The sequence below is a fragment of the Streptomyces sp. NBC_01431 genome, assembly GCF_036231355.1.
In the GTDB taxonomy this organism is placed as follows: Bacteria; Actinomycetota; Actinomycetes; order Streptomycetales; family Streptomycetaceae; genus Streptomyces.
Window position 1 is genome coordinate 3,174,631 of the sequence record NZ_CP109496.1, and the last position, 20,360, is coordinate 3,194,990.

The 20,360-nt window shown below is 71.8% G+C and carries 22 protein-coding genes; 13 read left to right on the top strand and 9 right to left on the bottom strand.

Annotation, left to right across the window (positions count from 1 at the left end):
* Position 1 precedes the first annotated feature (1 nt).
* Positions 2 to 1,225: a hypothetical protein gene (locus OG522_RS14450; RefSeq protein ID WP_385530341.1), complete on the top strand. Its 1,224-nt coding sequence runs from the start codon at positions 2 to 4 to the stop codon at positions 1,223 to 1,225.
* Positions 1,226 to 1,277: 52 nt separating this feature from the next.
* Here the strand turns inward: OG522_RS14450 and OG522_RS14455 are convergent, their stop codons facing one another.
* The 3 genes from OG522_RS14455 to OG522_RS14465 form a co-directional block, all read right to left on the bottom strand.
* Positions 1,278 to 1,907, bottom strand: coding sequence for a PH domain-containing protein (locus OG522_RS14455; RefSeq protein ID WP_329463396.1), 630 nt, complete (start codon positions 1,905 to 1,907; stop codon positions 1,278 to 1,280).
* Between the two features lie 38 nt (positions 1,908 to 1,945).
* Entirely contained in the window at positions 1,946 to 2,560 is a 615-nt protein-coding gene (locus OG522_RS14460; protein WP_329463397.1) for a class F sortase, read from the bottom strand.
* An 88-nt stretch (positions 2,561 to 2,648) separates the two neighbouring features.
* Positions 2,649 to 3,752 (bottom strand): hypothetical protein, encoded by a 1,104-nt coding sequence (locus OG522_RS14465; RefSeq protein ID WP_329463398.1) that lies wholly within the window; start codon positions 3,750 to 3,752, stop codon positions 2,649 to 2,651.
* A 243-nt stretch (positions 3,753 to 3,995) separates the two neighbouring features.
* Between OG522_RS14465 and deoC the strand changes: the two genes are divergently transcribed.
* Genes deoC through OG522_RS14480 form a run of 3 tightly spaced genes read left to right on the top strand, consistent with a single transcriptional unit; the run spans position 3,996 to position 7,280 of the window.
* Positions 3,996 to 4,952 (top strand): deoxyribose-phosphate aldolase, encoded by a 957-nt coding sequence (deoC, locus tag OG522_RS14470; RefSeq protein WP_329467585.1) that lies wholly within the window; start codon positions 3,996 to 3,998, stop codon positions 4,950 to 4,952.
* Positions 4,953 to 4,957: 5 nt separating this feature from the next.
* Entirely contained in the window at positions 4,958 to 6,394 is a 1,437-nt protein-coding gene (locus OG522_RS14475) for an aldehyde dehydrogenase family protein (RefSeq protein WP_329463399.1), read from the top strand.
* Positions 6,387 to 7,280, top strand: coding sequence for an aldehyde dehydrogenase family protein (locus tag OG522_RS14480; protein WP_329463400.1), 894 nt, complete (start codon positions 6,387 to 6,389; stop codon positions 7,278 to 7,280). The genes OG522_RS14475 and OG522_RS14480 overlap by 8 nt, the downstream gene beginning before the upstream one ends.
* Positions 7,281 to 7,370: 90 nt before the next feature.
* Here OG522_RS14480 and OG522_RS14485 read toward each other — a convergent pair whose 3' ends face one another.
* On the bottom strand, positions 7,371 to 7,784 hold the full coding sequence (locus OG522_RS14485; protein ID WP_329463401.1) for a hypothetical protein: 414 nt from the start codon (positions 7,782 to 7,784) through the stop codon (positions 7,371 to 7,373).
* Between the two features lie 67 nt (positions 7,785 to 7,851).
* Here OG522_RS14485 and OG522_RS14490 point away from each other — a divergent pair, with 67 nt between their 5' ends.
* A complete protein-coding gene (locus tag OG522_RS14490) occupies positions 7,852 to 8,547 on the top strand; it encodes a uridine kinase (RefSeq protein ID WP_329463402.1) in 696 nt (231 codons plus the stop codon).
* 119 nt (positions 8,548 to 8,666) lie between these two features.
* Here OG522_RS14490 and OG522_RS14495 read toward each other — a convergent pair whose 3' ends face one another.
* Positions 8,667 to 9,431, bottom strand: coding sequence for a SigE family RNA polymerase sigma factor (locus tag OG522_RS14495; RefSeq protein WP_329463403.1), 765 nt, complete (start codon positions 9,429 to 9,431; stop codon positions 8,667 to 8,669).
* A gap of 191 nt (positions 9,432 to 9,622) precedes the next feature.
* Between OG522_RS14495 and afsQ1 the strand changes: the two genes are divergently transcribed.
* From afsQ1 to OG522_RS14520, 5 genes are all read left to right on the top strand, one after another.
* A complete protein-coding gene (gene afsQ1, locus OG522_RS14500) occupies positions 9,623 to 10,300 on the top strand; it encodes a two-component system response regulator AfsQ1 (protein ID WP_189962928.1) in 678 nt (225 codons plus the stop codon).
* A 49-nt stretch (positions 10,301 to 10,349) separates the two neighbouring features.
* On the top strand, positions 10,350 to 11,855 hold the full coding sequence (locus OG522_RS14505) for a sensor histidine kinase (protein WP_329463404.1): 1,506 nt from the start codon (positions 10,350 to 10,352) through the stop codon (positions 11,853 to 11,855).
* Positions 11,852 to 12,472, top strand: a complete 621-nt coding sequence (locus OG522_RS14510) for a hypothetical protein (RefSeq protein WP_329463405.1) — start codon at positions 11,852 to 11,854, stop codon at positions 12,470 to 12,472. The genes OG522_RS14505 and OG522_RS14510 overlap by 4 nt, the downstream gene beginning before the upstream one ends.
* Positions 12,473 to 12,659: 187 nt before the next feature.
* Positions 12,660 to 13,211 (top strand): VanZ family protein, encoded by a 552-nt coding sequence (locus tag OG522_RS14515; RefSeq protein ID WP_329463406.1) that lies wholly within the window; start codon positions 12,660 to 12,662, stop codon positions 13,209 to 13,211.
* Between the two features lie 98 nt (positions 13,212 to 13,309).
* On the top strand, positions 13,310 to 13,513 hold the full coding sequence (locus tag OG522_RS14520) for a PspC domain-containing protein (RefSeq protein ID WP_329463407.1): 204 nt from the start codon (positions 13,310 to 13,312) through the stop codon (positions 13,511 to 13,513).
* An 18-nt stretch (positions 13,514 to 13,531) separates the two neighbouring features.
* Here OG522_RS14520 and OG522_RS14525 read toward each other — a convergent pair whose 3' ends face one another.
* The 3 genes from OG522_RS14525 to OG522_RS14535 all read right to left on the bottom strand — a co-directional run bounded on the left by OG522_RS14525 (position 13,532) and on the right by OG522_RS14535 (position 15,888).
* Complete coding sequence (locus OG522_RS14525) at positions 13,532 to 14,218, bottom strand: hypothetical protein (protein ID WP_329463408.1); 687 nt, start codon at positions 14,216 to 14,218, stop codon at positions 13,532 to 13,534.
* 78 nt (positions 14,219 to 14,296) lie between these two features.
* Positions 14,297 to 14,608: a hypothetical protein gene (locus OG522_RS14530; RefSeq protein WP_329463409.1), complete on the bottom strand. Its 312-nt coding sequence runs from the start codon at positions 14,606 to 14,608 to the stop codon at positions 14,297 to 14,299.
* 125 nt (positions 14,609 to 14,733) lie between these two features.
* The gene (locus OG522_RS14535; protein WP_329463410.1) at positions 14,734 to 15,888 is read right to left on the bottom strand and encodes an adenosine deaminase; all 1,155 of its coding nucleotides are present in this window, start codon (positions 15,886 to 15,888) and stop codon (positions 14,734 to 14,736) included.
* A 114-nt stretch (positions 15,889 to 16,002) separates the two neighbouring features.
* On the opposite strand from OG522_RS14535, the gene OG522_RS14540 reads away from it, so the two are divergent.
* Positions 16,003 to 16,767, top strand: coding sequence for an alpha/beta hydrolase (locus tag OG522_RS14540; RefSeq protein WP_329463411.1), 765 nt, complete (start codon positions 16,003 to 16,005; stop codon positions 16,765 to 16,767).
* A 66-nt stretch (positions 16,768 to 16,833) separates the two neighbouring features.
* Here OG522_RS14540 and OG522_RS14545 read toward each other — a convergent pair whose 3' ends face one another.
* Positions 16,834 to 17,730, bottom strand: a complete 897-nt coding sequence (locus OG522_RS14545; protein WP_329463412.1) for a LysR family transcriptional regulator — start codon at positions 17,728 to 17,730, stop codon at positions 16,834 to 16,836.
* Between the two features lie 120 nt (positions 17,731 to 17,850).
* Here OG522_RS14545 and OG522_RS14550 point away from each other — a divergent pair, with 120 nt between their 5' ends.
* On the top strand, positions 17,851 to 19,134 hold the full coding sequence (locus OG522_RS14550) for an MFS transporter (protein ID WP_329463413.1): 1,284 nt from the start codon (positions 17,851 to 17,853) through the stop codon (positions 19,132 to 19,134).
* 91 nt (positions 19,135 to 19,225) lie between these two features.
* Positions 19,226 to 20,233, top strand: coding sequence for a sigma-70 family RNA polymerase sigma factor (locus tag OG522_RS14555; RefSeq protein WP_329463414.1), 1,008 nt, complete (start codon positions 19,226 to 19,228; stop codon positions 20,231 to 20,233).
* Positions 20,234 to 20,360: the final 127 nt, after the last annotated feature.

The window sequence follows — 20,360 nt, forward strand, 5'->3', positions numbered from 1 at the left end:
AGTGCCCCCGACCGCGCCGTCAGCGGCCACCACCCCGGTCCGTCGCCGTCCCGTCCCCGCCGCCCGCCGACGCCCGGCCCCGCACGGCGCGGGCGGCCGGCCCCCGGCCCGGGGCCGGGCACGCACCGCCCTGAGGTACGCCGCTCCCGCCCTGCTCGGCTATCTCGCGGTACGCCTCTTCGGGGTGCTGGTCCTCGCGAAATGGGCGCACGTCAGGCACCACGGGATCTGGCCGACGCTCGCCACGTCCTGGGACTCCAACTGGTATCTCGGCATCGCCGACCACGGCTACGAACACGCGCTGCACACCGAACAGCTCAACAACCTGGCCTTCTTCCCGCTGTACCCGCTCCTGGTGAAGGCGGTCGCCGGCGTCACCCCGGGCTCGCGGGCCACCGTCGGACTGCTCCTCGCGATCGGGCTCTCGCTGGTCGCCGCGTGGGGCGTGTTCGCGGTCGGCGACCGCCTGCACGGCCGCCGCGTGGGAGCCCTGCTCACGGTGCTGTGGGGGGCACTGCCGGTCGCGGTGGTCCAGTGGATGGGCTACACCGAGTCGCTGTTCACGGCCCTGACCGCGTGGGCGCTGCACTGCGTCCTGACCCGGCGCTGGGTCTGGGCGGGCACGCTGGCGGCTCTGGCCGGCCTGACCCGCCCCACCGGCATCGCGCTCGCGGCCGCGGTCTCCCTGACGGCCCTCACGGCCCTGGTGCGCACCCGCCGGTTCGACCGGCGCCTCGTCCTGGGCGCGCTGCTCGCCCCGCTCGGCTGGTGCGGTTACGTGGCCTGGGTGGCGGCGCGGGTCGGCCGCTGGGACGGCTACTTCGCCGTGCAGAAGCTCTGGGACAACCAGTGGGACGGCGGCATCGGCACGCTGCGCGACATGCGCGCGATCCTGGTGTACGCCAACCGCCCGCCGCTGTTCCTGGTCCTGGTCACTCTCGTCCTGATCCTGTCGGGCGCGCTGTACGTGCTCTCGCTCGCCGACCGCCAGCCGCTGGTCCTGCTGCTGTTCACCGGCGCGCTGCTGCTTGTCGTGCTCGGCAGCGGCGGCGTCTACTTCCCGCGGGCCCGCTTCCTGGTGCCCGGCTTCCCGCTGCTGCTTCCGGTCGCGCTCGCGCTCGCGCGGGCCCGCCGCCCGGTGGCCGTCCTCGGGCTCGGCGCGGCCGCCCTGTCGTCGGCGTGGCTGGGCGCGTACATGCTCCTGGTGTGGCCCGGCCCGCCGTGACGTACGCCGTCACTGGCGGGGCGGGACCCGCGTCGCGGGTGAGCCGCGCCGGTCAGCCGATGGCGAGCAGGATGACGAGCAGGAGCGCCCCGGCGACCGCCGGTGCGATGATTTCGTACGCCCAGCGGACGCTCGTCTCGCCCTGTGCGCCCTCGCGCGAGACGCCCTGTTCGGCGAGGTCGCGCAGTTCCCGGATGGACTGGTCGGCGGGCGATAGGCGCGCCTTGTCGGTGACGTCCGCCGCCGCCGAGAAGCTGCTCCCGTCGACCGCGGCGTCCCGTGCCTGACGGCGCGAGGCGCGCTTGCGCTGGCGCAGCGACACGGGGATCGCCCACAGCTGGTACTTGCCGCCGCTCTGGTCGAAGACCTCGCTGGAGTATCCGGCCCGGACGTCCGCGACGGCCGCCCACGGCAGCGTGATCGTGCGGAACGGATTGCGCACCAGGAGCCGGTCGTCGTTGGCGAGGACGACCGGGCGGAAGCTGAAGGCGGTGATCAGCGGCACCGCGCACAGCAGCCCCGCGAGCGCCAGCCAGGGCGCCGTGCCGTGGCCCTGGACCACGGTGTCGACGCCGAGCCAGAGGCTGAGCGCGAGCAGCAGCGCACCGCCGGCGATACCGGCGGATGAGCGGTAGGTGCGGTCGGCGTAGGCCGGCTCGGCGGGCGGCGTGGGGCTCGTCATGGCCCGATTCTGCCTCACGCCCCCCGGGGCCTCTCCGCTCAGGCCACCAGATCCGCGTACAGGATGATGTTGTCGGGCCGGTGGCCGCCGGTCAGCTCGCCGCCGCAGGTGATGACGCGCAGTTCGGGGCGGTCGGTGTTGCCGTACACCTTCTGGGTCGGAAACGTCTTCTTGTCGACCTGTTCGAGGGCGCGGACCTTGAACTCGGCGGTCTTCCCGTCGGCGCGGTCCACCGAGATGGTGTCGCCCACCTTCACCTTGGCGACGTCCTTCAGGACCGCGGGACCCTTGACCGTGTCGAAGTGCCCGATGAGCACGGCGGGGCCGGTCTGGCCCGGGGTGACGCCCTTGTCGTACCAGCCGATCCTGTCGGCGTCGGCGACCGAGGGCACCTCGACGGTGCCGTCGGCGGCGAGCCCGAGGTCGAGGATCGGGCCCGCGTCGACCCCGGCCGCCGGGATCTTCACCCTGACCGGCTTGGAGGCGGGCAGCGGCGCCGCGGTCTTGGGTGCGGCGGGGGCGCTGGATGCGGCGGTGATGTTCGGCGGCGGGGTCGCCTTCGCGCCGCCGGATCCACAGCCGGTGGCCGAGACCCCGAGCGCGACGACGAACAGGGCGGCGACCACCGAACGGGCCGCGCGGGTACGGGACATGGGGCGCTCCGGAGTGCCAGGAGGAGGGGCGGACCACCGCCGAGGTGGCGGGGCCCGCCCGGGAGGGGGTGGGGTGTGAAGGCGATGATCAGGCGCGGTGGGCCGCGCGGCGGCGCAGGGCCACGAACCCGGCTCCGGCGACCGCGGCGAGGCCCGCGCCGCCCGCGATCAGCGCGGTCTTGTCACCGCTCTGCGCCTTGAACTCGGCACCGGCCGCCACCGCGCCCTTGGGCACGACGGTGGTCTGGCCGCCGTTCTGGGTGGCCGTCTTGGCGGGCGTCTTGCCGGCCGTGGCGGTCCCGCAGCCCGCCGGGAGCTTCGGGAAGGCGGTGTAGGAGTACGGGGCGTCGCCGCCCTGGGTGCTCTGGCCGAGCTTGGCCGTGGCGGTGTTGGCGCCGTCGATACGGATGCCCATGGGGTTGTTGACCGGCGTGGCGCCGTCGACGTAGCCGAGCGTGGCGAAGCTGCTGTCGCGCACCACGGCCTTGGAACCCTGGGGGCTGGTGATGAGCTGCACCGACATCCCGTCGTGGAAGGGGCTGGGCACGACCTCGGTCACGGTGCAGCCGGAGCGCGCGTTGACGTACTCCGAATTCACCTTGCCCGTACGGGAGTTGAGGGTCACATGCATGCCGTGCACGTACGCGTCGACATCGCGCTCCGCGCTCTCGGTCTCCATGATCTTGACGACCTTGCCGTCGGTGAGGAACTCGGCGCGGTAGTGGTTCGTCGCGAACCGGTGCACCGGGAGGGTCTCGCCGTCGACCAGCTTGTACGTGGCGTCGCCCGAGCCCGAGCACGTGTGGGGCAGCTGCGGGAAGTCCTGGGACTTCCAAGGGGTGTCGCCGCCCTGGGCGCGCTGGAAGAAGACCGCCTTGCCGCCCGCCGGAGCTTCGAGCTTGATGCCCGCGCCGAGGTCGGCGGGGTGGGCGCGGTCGACGGTCGCGACGACCTTGCCCTGGTCGTTGCGCAGCTCCGCCTTCGGGCCGTCGGCGAGGTCGTTGGTGAGCGTGACGAACATGTACGGCAGGACCGAGGCGACGTCCTTGGTGACGTGGCACGTGCCGTTCGAGGCGGCTGCGGCGGCCTGGCCGGTGGTGGCGGCGAAGGCGGCGGCCGGGGTGAGGAAGGCACCCGCGAGGGCGACGGTGGCGATGGCGGCGCGCAGGGAGGTGCGGGCGTAGGTCGACATGAACGACTCCATGAAGCAGGTCGGCCGAGTGGCCGGAGAAGGAAGTGGGAGAGGTTGCATGCCGCCTCCTCTGCCGGGTGGGGCCGTTGAGGCTGGGCGGGGCTGCAAGAAGAAATCTATGGATCATGCGTGCGAGAACCGTGCGCTCCATGTCACGAGCGCGTGACAGAGCTCACCCGCGCCCACCTGTCCCCGGAGGGCTGTACAGGAAGCTACGCGCGTAGATATGCTCATCTGGTGACCATGCCCACCAATGCACCAGCAGCTGCCTTCGCCGACGCGACCGCGTCCGACGGCACGCTGCGCCGCTTCCTCCACGGGCTCCCCGGCATCGACCCGGTGGGCCTGGAAGCGCGCGCCGCGTCCCTCGGCACCCGTTCGATCAAGACCTCGGCCAAGGCGTACGCCATCGACCTGGCCATTTCGATGATCGACCTGACGACGCTGGAAGGCGCGGACACCCCGGGCAAGGTCCGGGCGCTCTCCGCCAAGGCCGTCAACCCCGACCCGACCGACCGCACCACCCCGCACACCGCCGCCGTCTGCGTCTATCCGGACATGGTGACGACCGCCAAGGAGGTGCTGAAGGGCTCGGACGTCAAGGTCGCGTCCGTCGCCACCGCCTTCCCGGCGGGCCGTGCCGCGCTGCCGGTGAAACTCGCGGACGTACGGGACGCGGTGGCGGCCGGCGCCGACGAGATCGACATGGTGATCGACCGGGGCGCGTTCCTGGCCGGTCACTACCTCAAGGTGTACGAGGAGATCGCGGCCGTCCGCGCCGAGTGCGGCGACAAGGCCCGCCTCAAGGTCATCTTCGAGACCGGCGAGCTGTCGACGTACGACAACATCCGCCGCGCCAGCTGGCTCGGCATGATGGCCGGCGCCGACTTCATCAAGACGTCGACGGGCAAGGTCGCGGTCAACGCCACCCCCGCCAACACGCTCGTGCTCCTCGAAGCCGTACGGGACTTCCGCGCGCAGACCGGCGTCCAGGTCGGCGTGAAGCCGGCGGGCGGCATCCGCAACACCAAGGAAGCGATCAAGTTCCTGGTCCTGGTCAACGAGACCGTGGGCGAGGACTGGCTGGACAACCACTGGTTCCGCTTCGGCGCCTCCTCGCTGCTCAACGACCTGCTGATGCAGCGTCAGAAGCTGGCGACCGGCCGCTACTCCGGCCCCGACTACGTGACGGTGGACTGATCACCATGAGTTCTGCATTTGAGTACGCGCCCGCCCCGGAGTCGCGCTCGGTCGTCGACATCGCGCCGTCCTACGGCCTGTTCATCGACGGCGAGTTCACCGAGGCCGCCGACGGCAAAGTCTTCAAGACCGTCTCGCCGTCCACCGAGGAGGTCCTGTCCGAGGTCGCCCAGGCGGGCGCCGAGGACGTGGACCGCGCCGTGAAGGCCGCGCGCAAGGCGTTCGAGAAGTGGTCGGCGCTGCCCGGCTCCGAGCGCGCCAAGTACCTGTTCCGCATCGCCCGGATCATTCAGGAGCGCAGCCGCGAGCTGGCCGTCCTGGAGACCCTGGACAACGGCAAGCCGATCAAGGAGACCCGCGACGCGGACCTCCCCCTGGTCGCCGCGCACTTCTTCTACTACGCGGGCTGGGCCGACAAGCTCGACCACGCCGGGTACGGCGCCAACCCGCGTCCGCTGGGCGTCGCGGGCCAGGTCATCCCGTGGAACTTCCCACTGCTGATGCTGGCGTGGAAGATCGCTCCGGCGCTCGCGACCGGCAACACGGTCGTCCTGAAGCCCGCCGAGACCACCCCGCTGTCGGCCCTGTTCTTCGCGGACATCTGCCGCCAGGCGGGCCTGCCCAAGGGTGTCGTCAACATCCTCACCGGGTACGGCGACGCGGGTGCGGCCCTGGTCGAGCACCCGGACGTCAACAAGGTCGCCTTCACCGGCTCGACCGCCGTCGGCAAGGCCATCGCGCGTTCGGTGGCGGGCACCGACAAGAAGGTCACCCTGGAGCTGGGCGGCAAGGGCGCCAACATCGTCTTCGACGACGCCCCCATCGACCAGGCCGTCGAGGGCATCGTCACCGGCATCTTCTTCAACCAGGGCCAGGTCTGCTGCGCGGGCTCGCGCCTGCTCGTCCAGGAGTCGATCCAGGACGAGCTGCTCGACTCGCTCAAGCGCCGCCTGTCCACGCTGCGCCTCGGCGACCCGCTGGACAAGAACACCGACATCGGCGCCATCAACTCGGCCGAGCAGCTGGCCCGGATCACCGCGCTCACCGAGACCGGTGAGGCGGAGGGCGCCGAGCGCTGGTCCGCGCCGTGCGAACTGCCCTCCGCGGGCTACTGGTTCGCCCCGACGCTCTTCACGAACGTCACCCAGGCACACACCATCGCCCGCGACGAGATCTTCGGCCCGGTCCTGTCCGTACTGTCGTTCCGTACGCCGGACGAGGCCGTCGCCAAGGCCAACAACAGCCAGTACGGCCTCTCCGCCGGCATCTGGACCGAGAAGGGCTCGCGCATCCTCGCCGTCGCGGGCAAGCTCCGCGCGGGTGTCGTGTGGGCCAACACGTTCAACAAGTTCGACCCGACCTCGCCGTTCGGCGGCTACAAGGAGTCGGGCTTCGGCCGCGAAGGCGGCCGGCACGGCCTGGAGGGCTACCTCGATGTCTGAGACTCCGACGCGTCTGAGTGTCTTCAAGACCTACAAGCTGTACGTGGGCGGGAAGTTCCCGCGTTCCGAGAGCGGCCGGGTGTACGAAGTGGTCGACAGCAAGGGCAAGTGGCTGGCCAACGCGCCCCTCTCCTCCCGCAAGGACGCCCGGGACGCGGTCGTCGCCGCCCGTAAGGCCTTCGGCGGCTGGTCGGGCGCGACCGCGTACAACAGGGGCCAGATCCTCTACCGCGTCGCCGAGATGCTGGAGGGCCGCAGGGAGCAGTTCGTGCGGGAGGTCGCGGAGGCGGAGGGGATCTCGAAGTCCAAGGCCGCCGCGGTCGTGGACGCGGCCATCGACCGCTGGGTCTGGTACGCGGGCTGGACCGACAAGATCGGCCAGCTGGTGGGCGGGGCGAACCCGGTCGCGGGCCCGTTCTTCAACCTCTCCACTCCCGAGCCGACCGGCGTCGTGACGGTCCTGGCACCCCAGGACTCGTCCTTCCTCGGTCTGGTCTCCGTCGTCGCGCCGGTCATCGCGACCGGCAACACGGTGGTCGTGGTCGCCTCCGAGAAGTCGCCGCTGCCGGCGCTCTCCCTGGGCGAGGTCCTGGCGACGTCCGACCTGCCGGGCGGCGTCGTCAACGTCCTGTCCGGCAAGACGTCCGAGATCGCGGCGCCGCTGGCCGCGCACCAGGACGTCAACGCGATCGATCTGACGGGCGCGGACGCCGGGCTGGCGCGCGATCTTGAGGTCGCCGCCGCGGACAACCTCAAGCGGGTGCTGCGCCCCGGCCCCGCCGACTGGTCCGCCGCCCCCGGCACGCACCGGCTGACCGCCTTCCTGGAGACCAAGACGGTGTGGCACCCCACGGGGTCGCTGGGCGCGTCGGGTTCCGCGTACTGAGCGCTCGGCACAACCCGCGCCCCTGAAGGCGCGCACAGGGCCCCCACTTCACCCGGTGGGGGCCCTGTGCGCGTGCGTGCGGGCCTCGGGTCAGCCGGGCAGCATTCCGGTCACCGGGCCCGTGAGCGGGATGTCCTCCAGGGCGCCCCCGCTGGTCAGCGGGTCCGTGGCCACCGCCGTCGTCACCGGCTTGAAGTCGGCGACCTGGGTGCCGACCGCGTTGGTCAGCGGGTCGACGCCCGTTCCGGCCATCGGGTCGAGCCGCAGGGCCTTCACCGGCCCGACGGCGTAACCGGCCGCACCGGTCACACCCTGCGCGCCCGCCGCGAGGTCGGTGGCCATCGCGCTCCGGGGCGCCGCGGAGGCCGCGTCCGCCGGGGCTGCCTGCGCGGCCGAACCGGCCCCGGCAAGGGCGGCGCCGGCCGCGGTGACGGTGAGCCCAGCCCGCAGCAGCGCCCGGTGGCGCAGGGTCCTGGCGGGCTTGGGGGCCTCGTGATGTCCCATGGGATCCCACTCACTCTCGTAAGGAATAGCGCGTAATCGTGCGGTCACGAAGAGTAGTTGAGATGTGATGCTCGATACCAACCCCCTCCCCGAGGGGTCCCACTCCCGGGTGCATGGCCCACACTGGTGTCCCGTGAGTTCTTCTGCCATCGCGACGCGCGTCGTCCTGCTCTCGGGACCCTCCGGTTCCGGTAAGTCGTCCCTCGCCGCCCGCATGGATCTGCCCGTGCTGCGCCTCGACGACTTCTACAAGGAAGGTGACGACCCGACCCTGCCGCTGGTGGCGGGCAGTTCGGACATCGACTGGGACTCCCCGCTCTCCTGGGACGCGGACGCCGCGGTCAACGCCATCATCGAGCTGTGCAGTACAGGACGTACCGCCGTGCCGGTCTACTCGATCGCCACGAGTTCCATCACCGGCACCACCGCGCTCGCCATCGACCGCACCCCGCTGTTCATCGCGGAGGGCATCTTCGCCGCGGACATCGTGGCGCGCTGCCGGCAACTCGGCGTCCTGGCCGACGCGATCTGTCTGCGCGGCCGGCCGAGCACGACCTTCCGCCGAAGGCTGCTGCGCGATCTGCGAGAGGGCCGCAAGTCGGTGGCGTTCCTGCTGCGGCGCGGCTGGCGGCTGATGCGGGCCGAGCGCGCGATCGTCGCCCGCCAGACGGCGCTCGGCGCCCACCCCTGCGGCAAGGAGGAGGCCCTCGGCCGCATCGTGGGCGCGGCGGCGGGCCGGTGCCGCCCGACGGTCGTCGCCTAGAACCTTCTCGCAGTACGCACACAATGAAGCGGCGGGGCCCGAAGGCCCCGCCGCTTCCCCCGTTCCCCCCGTGGGTCCCCGTGTCCCCCGTGGACCCCCGTTTCCCCTCCCCCAGACCTTCAGGCCACCAGCTCGCCGAAGGACTCCTCCTCGTCACGGCCGAAGCTGAGGACCTCGTCCTCGCGCAGCCGGCGCAGCGAGCGCCAGATGCTGGACTTCACCGTGCCGACACTGATGTCGAGTATGTCCGCGATCTCCGGGTCGGTACGCCCCTCGTAGTAGCGCAGGACCAGCATCGTGCGCTGCAGTTCGGGAAGGCGGGCCAGCGCCTGCCAGAGCACCGCGCGCAGTTCGGTACCGCGCATCGCGTCGGTGTCACCGGCCGTCTCCGGCAGTTCCTCGGTCGGGTACTCGTTGAGCTTGCGCCGCCGCCAGGCGCTGATGTGCAGGTTCGTCATGGTCCGGCGCAGATAGCCGCCGACCGCCGCCTTGTCACTGATGCGGTCCCAGGCCCGGTAGGTGGAGAACAGCGCGCTCTGCAGCAGGTCCTCCGCCTCGTAGCGGTCGCCGGTCAGGTGGTAGGCGGTCGCGTACAGGGAGGCGCGGCGCTCCTGGACGTAGGCGGTGAACTCCGCCTCCGACAGGCTCTCGCGCTCCCCCCAGGCCTCCCCGTACGCGGCCTCCCCGCCGTTCCCCGCCGTTCCGGCCCCCGTGACCGGAACCGCGGGGCCGTCAATCACCGTCATGTACGACGGGTGCTGACGCCCGGCGCCGCGAGCGCACCCCCGTACCCCCGCACCGGCGCCGGACTTCTCGTTGCTCCGTACGACGTCGTGGAGACGCGTCACAACTGCGCTGGAGTTGGTGCTGTGCAGTGCTTTCATCTCGCGCCCCCCGTCGGTGGAGTCTGTTTCATCGGTTGTTCCTGGTTACGGGGAAGAGCTTGCCCAAGCCACTTCATCGAGGTGTCCGCCGACTGTCACAGGCCTGTCACAGCGGCCCCGTCGCGTGTCCCGCGAGGCGAGAGGCCGGGCGGGGGTCGTGCTCCTCTCCCCCATGGGTCAGAATGACCTCCGTGCCTTTCCTGTTGCTGATCGAGGACGACGACGCCATCCGCACGGCCCTCGAACTCTCCCTGTCTCGCCAGGGCCACCGTGTGGCCACCGCGGCGACGGGAGAGGACGGCCTGAAGCTGCTGCGCGAGCAGCGGCCGGACCTGATCGTGCTGGACGTGATGCTGCCCGGGATCGACGGCTTCGAGGTGTGCCGCCGGATCCGGCGCACCGACCAGCTGCCGATCATCTTGCTGACCGCGCGCAACGACGACATCGACGTGGTGGTCGGACTGGAGTCCGGCGCCGACGACTACGTGGTCAAGCCGGTCCAGGGGCGGGTCCTCGACGCCCGGATCCGGGCCGTGCTGCGGCGCGGTGAGCGCGAGTCCACCGACTCGGCGGCCTTCGGCAACGTGGTGATCGACCGGGCCGCGATGACCGTCACGAAGAACGGCGAGGACCTCCAACTCACGCCCACCGAACTGCGGTTGCTGCTCGAACTGAGCCGCCGGCCCGGTCAGGCGCTGTCCCGCCAGCAGTTGCTGCGCCTGGTGTGGGAGCACGACTACCTCGGTGACTCGCGCCTCGTCGACGCGTGCGTGCAACGGCTGCGCGCCAAGGTCGAGGACGTGCCGTCCTCCCCGACGCTGATCCGTACGGTCCGCGGCGTCGGTTACCGCCTGGACACTCCCTCGTGAACCTGCCGCACCATCTGCATCTGTGGCACGACCCCGATAAGCAGGACACGTGAAGCGAGCAACTCTGGCCGGCCTGCGCTGGACCAGTCTGCGGCTGCGGCTCGTCGTCGTCTTCGCGCTCGTCGCGCTGACCGCGGCCGTCTCCGCGTCCGGGATCGCGTACTGGCTCAACCGCGAGGCGGTTCTGGTCCGTACGCAGGACTCGGCACTCAACGACTTCCGCCAGGGCATGCAGTCCCGGGCCGCCGCGATGCCCCTGCAACCGACCGAGCACGACCTCCAGGTGGCCGCCAAGCAGATGGCCGACAGCAGCAACTCCCGTTACAACGTGCTGCTCGTGGACGAGCGTGCCCCCGGCAAGCCGATCGTGGGCGCCTCCAACGTGGACGGCTTCACGCTGGACGACGTGCCGAGGTCCCTCCAGGACGCGGTCACCAAGAAGCAGAAGGTCACCGAGACCAACGCCTATCCGTACCACCTGTTCTGGCAGCGGGTCACGCTGCACGGCCACCCCTACCTGGTCGGCGGCACCAAGGTCATCGGGGCCGGCCCCACCGGCTACATGCTGGCCCCGCTGGACCAGGAGCGGCGCGATCTCAACTCGCTCGCCTGGTCGCTGGGCATCGCCACGTTCCTCGCGCTACTCGCCTCCGCGCTGCTCGCGCAGGGGGCCGCCACCACGGTGCTGCGGCCGGTGCAGCGGCTCGGGGACGCGGCCCGGCGGCTTGGCGAGGGCAAGCTCGACACGCGTCTGCGCGTCTCCGGCACGGACGAACTCGCCGACCTTTCACGGACGTTCAACAAGACGGCCGAGTCCCTGGAGAAGAAGCTCACCGACATGAGCGCCCGTGAGGAGGCCAGCCGCCGGTTCGTCGCGGACATGTCGCACGAGCTGCGCACCCCGCTGACCGCGCTCACCGCCGTCGCCGAGGTCCTGGACGAGGAGGAGGACAGCCTCGACCCGATGATCGCGCCCGCCGTGAAGCTCGTGGTCTCCGAGACCCGGCGTCTGAACATCCTGGTCGAGAACCTGATGGAGGTCACCCGCTTCGACGCGGGCACTGCCCGCCTGGTCCTGGACAACGTGGACATCGCCGACCAGATCACCGCGTGCATCGACACCCGGGCCTGGCTGGACGCCGTGGACCTGGACGCCGAGCGCGGCATCATGGCCCGCGTCGACCCGCGCCGCCTGGACGTCGTCCTCGCCAACCTGATCGGCAACGCCCTCAAGCACGGCGGCTCCCCGGTGCGGGTCTCGGTCCGGGTGGAGGGCGACGAACTGGTGATCTCGGTACGCGACCACGGGCCCGGCATCCCGGAGGATGTACTTCCGCACGTCTTCGACCGGTTCTACAAGGCCAGCGCCTCGCGGCCGCGCTCGGAGGGCAGCGGGCTCGGCCTGTCCATCGCGATGGAGAACGCCCACATCCACGGCGGCGACATCACCGCCGCCAACTCCCCCGAAGGCGGCGCCGTGTTCGTACTGCGGCTGCCGCTGGACCCCACGCCGGCCGCCGACACCGAGACGCCGGAAGGAGGCGCGGCGCAGTGAGAGGACGACTTCTCCGGCCGGCCGCCGCGCTGGCCGGGCTGCTCACGCTGGGCGCGGCCGCCTCGGGCTGCGGCATCCGCCCCACCTCGGTCCCGGTCGACGCGGGCCCGGCGCCGTCCCGGGTGCCGTGCACGGTGCCCGGCAACGCGGCCGCGCAGTTCGAGGGCGTCACCGTGCAGGTCTATCTGGTGTGCGGGGCCCAACTGGTCGCGGCGCAGCGGCCAGTGCGGATCCCGGAGCCCAAGGGCACGGCCGACCGGGTGCGGTTCGCGCAGGCGCTGCTCGACGAGCTCAGCGCGACGCCGTCGGGCGACGAGAAGGATGCGGGGTACGCCACGGAGGTGCCGGCCCCGCTGACGGTCACGGCCGCCCGTCCGAACGACCCGGCGGGCGCCCTGAGGCTGAGCCGCAACCCGCAGGACCTCTCGTCGCTCGCGCTCTCGCAGGTGGTGTGCACGTACGCGGAGAACACGCCGGCCGCGCCGGGCAGCGCGCAGGTCGTGCTCGGCGGGCCCGGCGAGGACCCGGCCCGCGGCTACACCTGCACGTCCGAGATGAAGTCCCGCCCGGACAACGCGCCCACCCTCGGCGAGATCCCGTCACCCAGCCGGCCCTAGGGAGCGCCCGCCTGGCCGGTCCTAGGAAGCGCCCGCCCGGAAACTCCTCGGGCGACCCCTCGGGTCCCGGCCGCTCCTTGGGCGACCCCTCGGGTCCCGGCCGCGCCTCGGGCCACCCCTCGGATACGGACGGATTCCCCCCGGGCGCGGCGGAACCGATCCCGCCGCGCCCCGCGTCTTGGGGGGTGTGCAGCAGCGTGAATGTCAAGACGGCAGCGCCGTCATCCGGTTCCGCGTGGTGGGATGCGTTCTCCTCCTCGCACATCTGCTGCTCGTGGCATGGGTCTCGCTGCGGCCACGGGACGTGATGTGGGTGACGGCCACCAATCTGACGCCGCTCGCCGGCATCAAGGCCGACCTCGCGCTCGGCCCGCTGGCGGCCGCCCACCAGATCGGCGAGGGCCTGCTGCTGCTCGCCCCGCTGGGGGTGCTGCTCCCGCTGGCCGGCGGCCGGCTCCGGGTCTCCCCGTTCGCCTCGCTCGTGCGCACCGTGCTGGCCGGCGCGCTCATCTCGCTCGCCATCGCCCTGCTCCAGACGGCGGTGCCGGGCCAGGTCCCCGATGTGGACTCGCTGCTCCTGAACACGGCCGGTGTCGCACTCGCGCACCTCGCGGTGGTGCCGGCCGGCCGGGGTGCGCTCCGCCGCAGGAGCCGGCGCGAGCGGCCCGCTCCCCTCGTTCGGGAGGAGCCTTCTCAGGGGCGTACCCCGACGATTCCCAGGGTCGGGATCGCCCCGTAGTCCGACGCTTTGCCCACATCAGGGCGGGGAGTATGGAGACATCGCGAGGGGCCCACCAAGGAGCGGCTCCCCCACTTCAGCTCCCGAAGGAGCCTTCCATGAGCGCCCCTCTCATCCGCCCCACCGAAGGCCGCAGGCTCGGCGGAGTGTGCGCAGCGCTCGCACGCCGCTTCGGCACCTCCGCGACGACGATGCGCGTGATCTTCGTGGTCTCGTGCCTGCTGCCGGGACCGCAGTTCCTGCTCTACCTGGCCCTGTGGGCGCTGATCCCGGGGGAGAAGTCCCCGCGCACCGCCTGGTAACCGCTCACCGGCCGGCCGTCAGTCGCGCACCGTGCGGGCCAGCTTGTCGAGCTGCTTGTCGGCGATGTCGTGCGGCACGGTGACCGTGGCCGGCGCCTGCGGGGACAGGTCGATCGCCATGAACCGCGCGATGTTCGCGCCCTGACGCACCACGACGATGTGCACCGGCGCGGGCACCCCCTGGGTGTGCGCCGTCGCCGTCCAGCTGACGGACTCCGCGCCCTTCACTTCGTACGGCAGCGCGCGCACGTCCCGGTACCCGGCCCGGCGGCCGTCGAGGATCGTGCTGAAGCCCGAGGCGCAGCGGGCCAGGGCATCCTTCAGCGCGATGATCAGCCGGTGTGCGTCGGCCTCGGCGTACGCGGAGAGCGAGGCCGACACCGCGAGGCCGGGCACCCTGCGCGAGCCGAGGCCGCGGCTGACGGTTTCGCGCGCGCGGTCGTCGGGCCGCTCGCCCATGACCTCGGCGAGCGGCGCGCAGGCGGCGCGGTCGGCTCTCGGGATGCCTTCGGCGTCGCCGGGCGCCGGGTCCGCGAAGAGCCGGTAGTCGGGTACGTCGCCCGCTTCCAGGGCCGCCCGCCACAAGGGGACCTGCGCGCGGGAGGCTTCGGAGGCCGCGGGAGCGTGGGAAGTGCCGCAGGCCGCGCCGGCGAGCAGCACGGGCAGTGTGAGCACCACCGCGATGCCGGACGCCTTCACGCGCATGATCACGACCCTACTCACACGACGCCGGGGCGCACACCCGGCTCACGGGTGTGCGCCCCGGCACGGCGCGAGGTGCGGTCAGCCGGTGAGGCCACCGGGCAGCGCGGCGCCGGAGACGTTGGTCGCCACCGGACCGGTGGGCAGCCCGCCGAGCAGTCCGGTGACCGGGTCGGAGCTGGCGCTGCTGCCCTTCTGGTGCTGGCTGGCCATCGGCGAGGAGGTCGCCGCGGGCAGCGCCTTGTTGACGGCGCCGACCGGGGTTCCCGCGGTCACGCCGGACAGGGCCCCCAGGGTCGGAAGCGCTGGGGCGGCGGACGCCGTCCCTGCGGCAGCGGCGGCGAAAGCGGCACCGAGAGCAACGACACCGAGCGTCTTGGCAGACTGCTTCATCAGAAAATTGTCCTTGGGGTGGGGAAGATGAGCGGCTATGCAAGCTAGTCAGCCCACGTCCCGCGCCGCAAACACGGGAAAGCGGCCGGGAGTTCACACTCCCGGCCGCTTCGGCATTCCTAGGATCAGCCGCTTGCTGCCGCAGAACCGCTGGTCGTGGCGGTCTGCTGGAACAGCCATTCGGACTTCAACTCGGCGTAACCGGGCTTGATCACGTCATTGATCATGGCCAGTCGTTCATCGAAAGGAATGAATGCTGATTTCATCGCATTGACAGTGAACCACTGCATGTCGTCGAGCGTGTAGTCGAACGCGTCCGTCAAGTGCTCGAATTCCTGGGTCATGCTGGTGCCCGACATCAGGCGGTTGTCGGTGTTGACGGTGGCCCGGAAGTGCAGCCTGCGCAGCAGCCCGATGGGGTGCTCGGCGTACGAAGTGGCCGCCCCGGTCTGGAGGTTCGAGGTCGGGCACATCTCCAGCGGGATCCGCTTGTCGCGCACGTACGAGGCGAGGCGGCCGAGCTTGACGCTGCCGTCGGCGGCGATCTCGATGTCGTCGATGATGCGCACCCCGTGGCCGAGCCGGTCGGCGCCGCACCACTGGAGCGCCTGCCAGATCGACGGCAGGCCGAACGCCTCGCCCGCGTGGATGGTGAAGTGGTTGTTCTCGCGCTTGAGGTACTCGAACGCGTCGAGGTGGCGGGTGGGCGGGAAGCCGGCCTCGGCGCCCGCGATGTCGAAGCCGACGACGCCCGAGTCCCGGTAGGAGTTGGCGAGTTCGGCGATCTCCAGGGCGCGGGCGGCGTGCCGCATCGCGGTGAGCAGGGCGCCCACCCGGATGCGGTGGCCGTTCTCGCGGGCCCGCCGCTCGCCCTCGCGGAAGCCCGCGTTGACGGCCTCGACGACCTCTTCGAGGCTGAGTCCCTGTTCCAGGTGCTGCTCGGGGGCGTACCGCACCTCGGCGTAGACGACGCCGTCCTCGGCGAGGTCCTCGGCGCACTCGGCGGCGACGCGGAACAGCGCGTCGCGGGTCTGCATGACGGCGCAGGTGTGCGCGAAGGTCTCCAAGTACCGTTCCAGCGAACCGGAGTCGGCGGCCTCCCGGAACCAGATGCCGAGCTTGTCGGCCTCCGTCTCGGGCAGACCGGTGTACCCGGTTTCCGCGGCGATGTCGATGATGGTCCCGGGACGCAGACCCCCGTCGAGGTGGTCGTGGAGCAGCACCTTGGGTGCACGGCTGATCTGATCCGGGGTGGGTACGGATGCGGTCTGGCTCGTCATCTGGGCACTCTAGCCCCTACGCGCGTAGATCACCGGGACTACGAACGCCGTCGATACGTAACAGTGACCGTGCAGACGGGTGGCGTACACCTCGGCTTCTGAGACTGTTCTGCCATGGCACAGCAAGCGATTCCCCTGCCTGCTGCCCGGCTCGGACGGGGCGTCGGTGCGAACGGCGCCGGCGCTACGGTCGGCGGGGTGGTCCTCGTACTCCCGGACGGCGATCCCGTCTCGGCACGCCGGCCCTCCCCCTTCGCGTACGCGGCCGCGCTGCCGCTGGCCCGCAGACTGGCCAGGGACGGCCGCGCCGACGGACTGGTGGCGCATGGCGTCCACTACCGCGGCCAGGGCTGGAACGGCGGCGAGGCCCTGCTCGCGACGGACGCGGAATGGGCGGCGGACGAGGTCGTACGCCGCTACGGTGACGTCCCGGTGTGTCTGGCCGGGCACGGCATGGGCGGCCGCGCGGCGCTGCGCGCGGCGGGCCATCCGGCCGTCAACTCCGTTCTCGCGCTGGCGCCTTGGATCCCCGAGGACGACGTGGCGGCCGAAGCCGAGCCGGTGAAGCAGTTGGTGGGGCGGCGCGTGATGATCGTGCACGGCACCAACGACGCGCGCAGCGACCCGGAGCTGTCGTTCCGCCTGGCGGAGCGCGCCAAGAAGGCCAACCGGAACACCTGCCGTTTCGAGGTCCACTCGGACGGCCACTCGATGCGCCAGCACCGGCCCGAAGTACACGCGCTGGCCGTGGACTTCGTGTTCGGCACCCTGTTCTCGCGCCCGTACGCCCGCCCGGTCGCGGACGCCTTCGCGGCGCCGCCCCCGCTGGGACTGCGGATGCCGCTGGCCGCCGGATTCGGCAAGTCCCTGCGTTCGTAGGACTGGCCCACAGGACGCGGGCCACAAGTCCCCTCACACGCAAGGAAGTTGATGCCTTCCCGAGAACTACTCGGGGATCAGCTTGCCGCGCCGGGAGAGCAGGAAGGCCTTGAAGGCGGCCACCGGCGGGGTGTCGACGTGGCCGTCCAGCCAGGCGACACCGATCTCGCGCACCGCGCGCGGGGCGGTCACGGTCAGCTCCACGACGCCCGGCCGGGCCACCGCGGGCGGCGGGAGCAGCGCCACGCCGAGCCCGGCCGCGACCAGGCCGCGCAGCGTCTCGGCCTCCTCGCCCTCGAAGGCGACGCGCGGCGCGAACCCGGCCTCGGCGCACAGGTCGTCGGTGATGCGGCGCAGCCCGTAGCCGGACTCCAGGGTCACGAAGGTCTCGTCGGCGGCCTCGGCGAGCCGCACCCGCTTGCGCGCCGCGAGCCGGTGGTCGTCCGGGACGACGAGCCGCAGCCGCTGCTCGTCCAGGCGCCTGGCCACCAGGCCGGGCGCGTCGGGCACCGGCGAGGTCAGACACAGGTCGAGCTCCCCGGCTCGCAGCCGCTCGATCATCGCCTCGCCGTAGTTCTGTACGAGGGTGAAGCGGATGCGGGGATGGTCGGCCCGGAAGGCGCGGATGAGGCCCGGCACGGTCTCGGAGCCCATGGTGTGCAGGAAGCCGAAGGCGACCTTGCCAGCGGCGGGGTCGGCGTCCGCGCGCACCGATTCGGCGGCCCGGCCGACCTCCGCGAGGGCCCGCTCGGCGGAGCCGAGGAAGGTGCGGCCCGCGGTGGTCAGCGACACGGTGCGGCCCTTGCGCACGAACAGGGCCACCCCCAGGTCCTCTTCGAGGCGGACCATGGCGCGCGAGAGGGTCGACTGGGGCACGCCCAGCTCGTGGGCGGCGCGGGTCACGTGCTCGTGGCGAGCCACTCCCGCGAAGAAGGCGAGGCGCGGCGCAAGTGCCATCACCATGTCTTCTTCGTAACTGTTCAATGACACGCGCGCCCCTGACCTCACCTTATGCACTGATGAATCGATTGTGGCCCATCCATGCATTGGACGCATAAACACAGGCGGGCCTACGGTCGAACCATGCCTGCCGCCAGTACTGGGGCGTCCACCACCGTGGCCGCCTCGCCCCAGCCGTCCCCCCGCCAGCTCACCCCGGGCGCCCCCGGCTACCGCCGGATGAGCTTCGCGCTCTTCGCCGCCGGTGTCGCCACCTTCGCCCTCCTCTACTCCACCCAGGCCCTGCTGCCGCTGATCTCCGCCGACCTCGGGGCGACGGCGAGCGCGGCGAGCTGGACGGTCTCGGCGGCCACCGGTGCGCTGGCCCTGTGCGTACTGCCGCTCAGCGCCCTGTCCGAGCGGTTCGGCCGCACCCGGATGATGACCCTCTCCCTGGTGATCGCGGTCGCGGTGGGACTCCTGGTGCCCTTCGCGCCCAACGTCGGCTGGCTGGTGGCGCTGCGCGCCGTCCAGGGCGCGGCGATCGCGGGCCTGCCCGCCTCGGCGATGGCCTACCTCGCGGAGGAAGTGAAGCCGAAGGCGCTGGTTGGGGCGATCGGCCTGTTCGTCGCGGGAAACTCGATCGGCGGCATGAGCGGGCGGATCCTGACCGGCTGGGTGGCCCAGGCCTGGGGCTGGCGTGCGGCGCTGCTCGCGGTGGGCGCGCTGGCCGCGGTGTGCGCGCTCGTCTTCCGGCTGCTGCTGCCCAAGGCCCGCAACTTCACGCCGGGTTCGCTGAACCCGCGCGCCCTGGCCGCCACCGTGCGCGGCCACCTCGCCGACCCGCTCCTCGTGCGGCTCTACGGCATCGGCGCCCTGTTCATGACGGTGTTCGGCGCGGTCTACACGGTGATCGGCTACCGCCTCACCGCGGCCCCGTTCCATCTGCCGCAGGGCCTGATCGGCTCGATCTTCCTGGTCTACCTGGTCGGTACGGTCTCCTCCGCGGCGGCCGGCAAGCTGGTCGCCCGGGTGGGCCGGCGCGGCGCCCTGTACCTGGCGGTCTCCACGACCGCGGCGGGCCTGCTGCTGTCGCTGGCGTCCTCGCTGCCCGCGATCCTGACGGGCCTGGTCCTGATCACGGCGGGCTTCTTCGCGGGCCACGCGGTCGCCTCGTCCTCGGTGAGCCACACCGCCAAGCGGGGCCGCGCCCAGGCGTCCGCGCTCTACCAGTCCGCCTACTACCTGGGTTCCAGCGCGGGCGGCACGCTCGGCGCCGTCGCCTTCCACGCGGCGGGCTGGCCCGCCACGGTGCTGCTCGGCGTCCTCGCGGTCCTCGGCGTCGTCTCCATCACCCTGTACGGCTCGCACGCGGCCCGCGCCGAGCGCCGCGGCCACCGCCTGCACCTGGCACCCGCCCATCACTGACCTGCGCCTTTCCCGGTAGTCGCGCGATTGTCAGTGGGGTCCGGTAGCTTCCGAAGTGCTGGGACCACAAGGCGCGACATGGGGTGGACCGATGAGTGATCTGGTAGCGGCGGCGGATCTGGACGTACGCCTCGAAGGACACCGCAGGGAGCTGACGGGGTACTGCTACCGCATGCTCGGCTCGGCCTTCGAGGCGGAGGACGCGGTGCAGGACACGCTGGTGCGGGCGTGGCGCAGCATCGACAAGTTCGAGGGCCGCTCGTCGCTGCGGTCGTGGCTGTACCGCATCGCGACCAACGTGTGCCTGGACATGCTGAACGCGGGGAACAAGCGGGCCCGGCCCGTGGACCTGACGGCGGCGACACCGGTGGCGCAGGCCCAGCTCAACTCCCGCCCGGAAGTGACCTGGTTGGAGCCGGTGCCGGACGGTCGGGTGCTGCCGACGGTCGAGGACCCGGCGGAGGCGGCGCTGGCCCGCGAGTCGGTGCGGCTCGCGTTCGTCGCGGCCCTCCAGCACCTTCCGCCCAAGCAGCGGGCGGTGCTGATCCTGCGCGAGGTCCTGGCGTGGAAGGCGGCGGAGGTCGCCGAGCTCCTCGACACGACGGTCGCCTCGGTCAACTCCGCGCTCCAGAGGGCGCGTTCGACGCTCGCCGAGTCGGCACCGAAGGAGACGGACCCGGCGGATCCACTCGACGAGGAGCAACAGAAGCTCCTCGATCGGTACGTGGCGGCCTTCGAGGGCTACGACATGGCGGCGCTGACCGCCCTGCTGCACGAGGACGCCACTCTGTCGATGCCGCCGTACGACCTGTGGCTGCGCGGCCACGACGACATCGTGGGCTGGATGCTGGGGGTGGGCTCGGTCTGCCGCAACTCCCGTCTCCTGCCGACGGTGGCCAACGGGACACCGGCCTTCGCCCACTACCACCCGGCCCCGGAGGGCGGGTTCACCCCGTGGGCTCTGATGGTGATCGAGACGAGCGGGGGCAAGGTCTCGGGCATCTGCTCATTCCTCGACACGGATCGCTGGTTCCCCCTGTTCGACCTCCCGGCCCGCCTGGACAAGGACGGCCGCCCGGCCCCAGCCCCGGCCGGCTGAGCGGGGGCCTCTCGGCACGGGGTGCCGGGGGCCACTCGGCCCGGGATGGACCCCGCTTCATCTGCACGGGCGCGTACAACCATCACTGAGCTGTGAACGGTCAACGTGCTGGCTGGCGTCCGGAACC

Coding starts and splice junctions, on each gene's coding strand:
- OG522_RS14540 (WP_329463411.1), top strand. CDS start 16,003: ATGGCACAGCAAGCGATTCCCCTGCCTGCTGCCCGGCTCGGACGGGGC.
- OG522_RS14550 (WP_329463413.1), top strand. CDS start 17,851: ATGCCTGCCGCCAGTACTGGGGCGTCCACCACCGTGGCCGCCTCGCCC.
- OG522_RS14545 (WP_329463412.1), bottom strand. CDS start 17,730: ATGGTGATGGCACTTGCGCCGCGCCTCGCCTTCTTCGCGGGAGTGGCT.
- OG522_RS14495 (WP_329463403.1), bottom strand. CDS start 9,431: ATGAAAGCACTGCACAGCACCAACTCCAGCGCAGTTGTGACGCGTCTC.
- OG522_RS14480 (WP_329463400.1), top strand. CDS start 6,387: ATGTCTGAGACTCCGACGCGTCTGAGTGTCTTCAAGACCTACAAGCTG.
- OG522_RS14465 (WP_329463398.1), bottom strand. CDS start 3,752: ATGTCGACCTACGCCCGCACCTCCCTGCGCGCCGCCATCGCCACCGTC.
- OG522_RS14520 (WP_329463407.1), top strand. CDS start 13,310: ATGAGCGCCCCTCTCATCCGCCCCACCGAAGGCCGCAGGCTCGGCGGA.
- OG522_RS14490 (WP_329463402.1), top strand. CDS start 7,852: ATGCTCGATACCAACCCCCTCCCCGAGGGGTCCCACTCCCGGGTGCAT.
- OG522_RS14475 (WP_329463399.1), top strand. CDS start 4,958: ATGAGTTCTGCATTTGAGTACGCGCCCGCCCCGGAGTCGCGCTCGGTC.
- OG522_RS14485 (WP_329463401.1), bottom strand. CDS start 7,784: ATGGGACATCACGAGGCCCCCAAGCCCGCCAGGACCCTGCGCCACCGG.
- OG522_RS14455 (WP_329463396.1), bottom strand. CDS start 1,907: ATGACGAGCCCCACGCCGCCCGCCGAGCCGGCCTACGCCGACCGCACC.
- OG522_RS14525 (WP_329463408.1), bottom strand. CDS start 14,218: ATGCGCGTGAAGGCGTCCGGCATCGCGGTGGTGCTCACACTGCCCGTG.
- OG522_RS14530 (WP_329463409.1), bottom strand. CDS start 14,608: ATGAAGCAGTCTGCCAAGACGCTCGGTGTCGTTGCTCTCGGTGCCGCT.
- OG522_RS14555 (WP_329463414.1), top strand. CDS start 19,226: ATGAGTGATCTGGTAGCGGCGGCGGATCTGGACGTACGCCTCGAAGGA.
- OG522_RS14460 (WP_329463397.1), bottom strand. CDS start 2,560: ATGTCCCGTACCCGCGCGGCCCGTTCGGTGGTCGCCGCCCTGTTCGTC.
- OG522_RS14535 (WP_329463410.1), bottom strand. CDS start 15,888: ATGACGAGCCAGACCGCATCCGTACCCACCCCGGATCAGATCAGCCGT.
- deoC (WP_329467585.1), top strand. CDS start 3,996: ATGCCCACCAATGCACCAGCAGCTGCCTTCGCCGACGCGACCGCGTCC.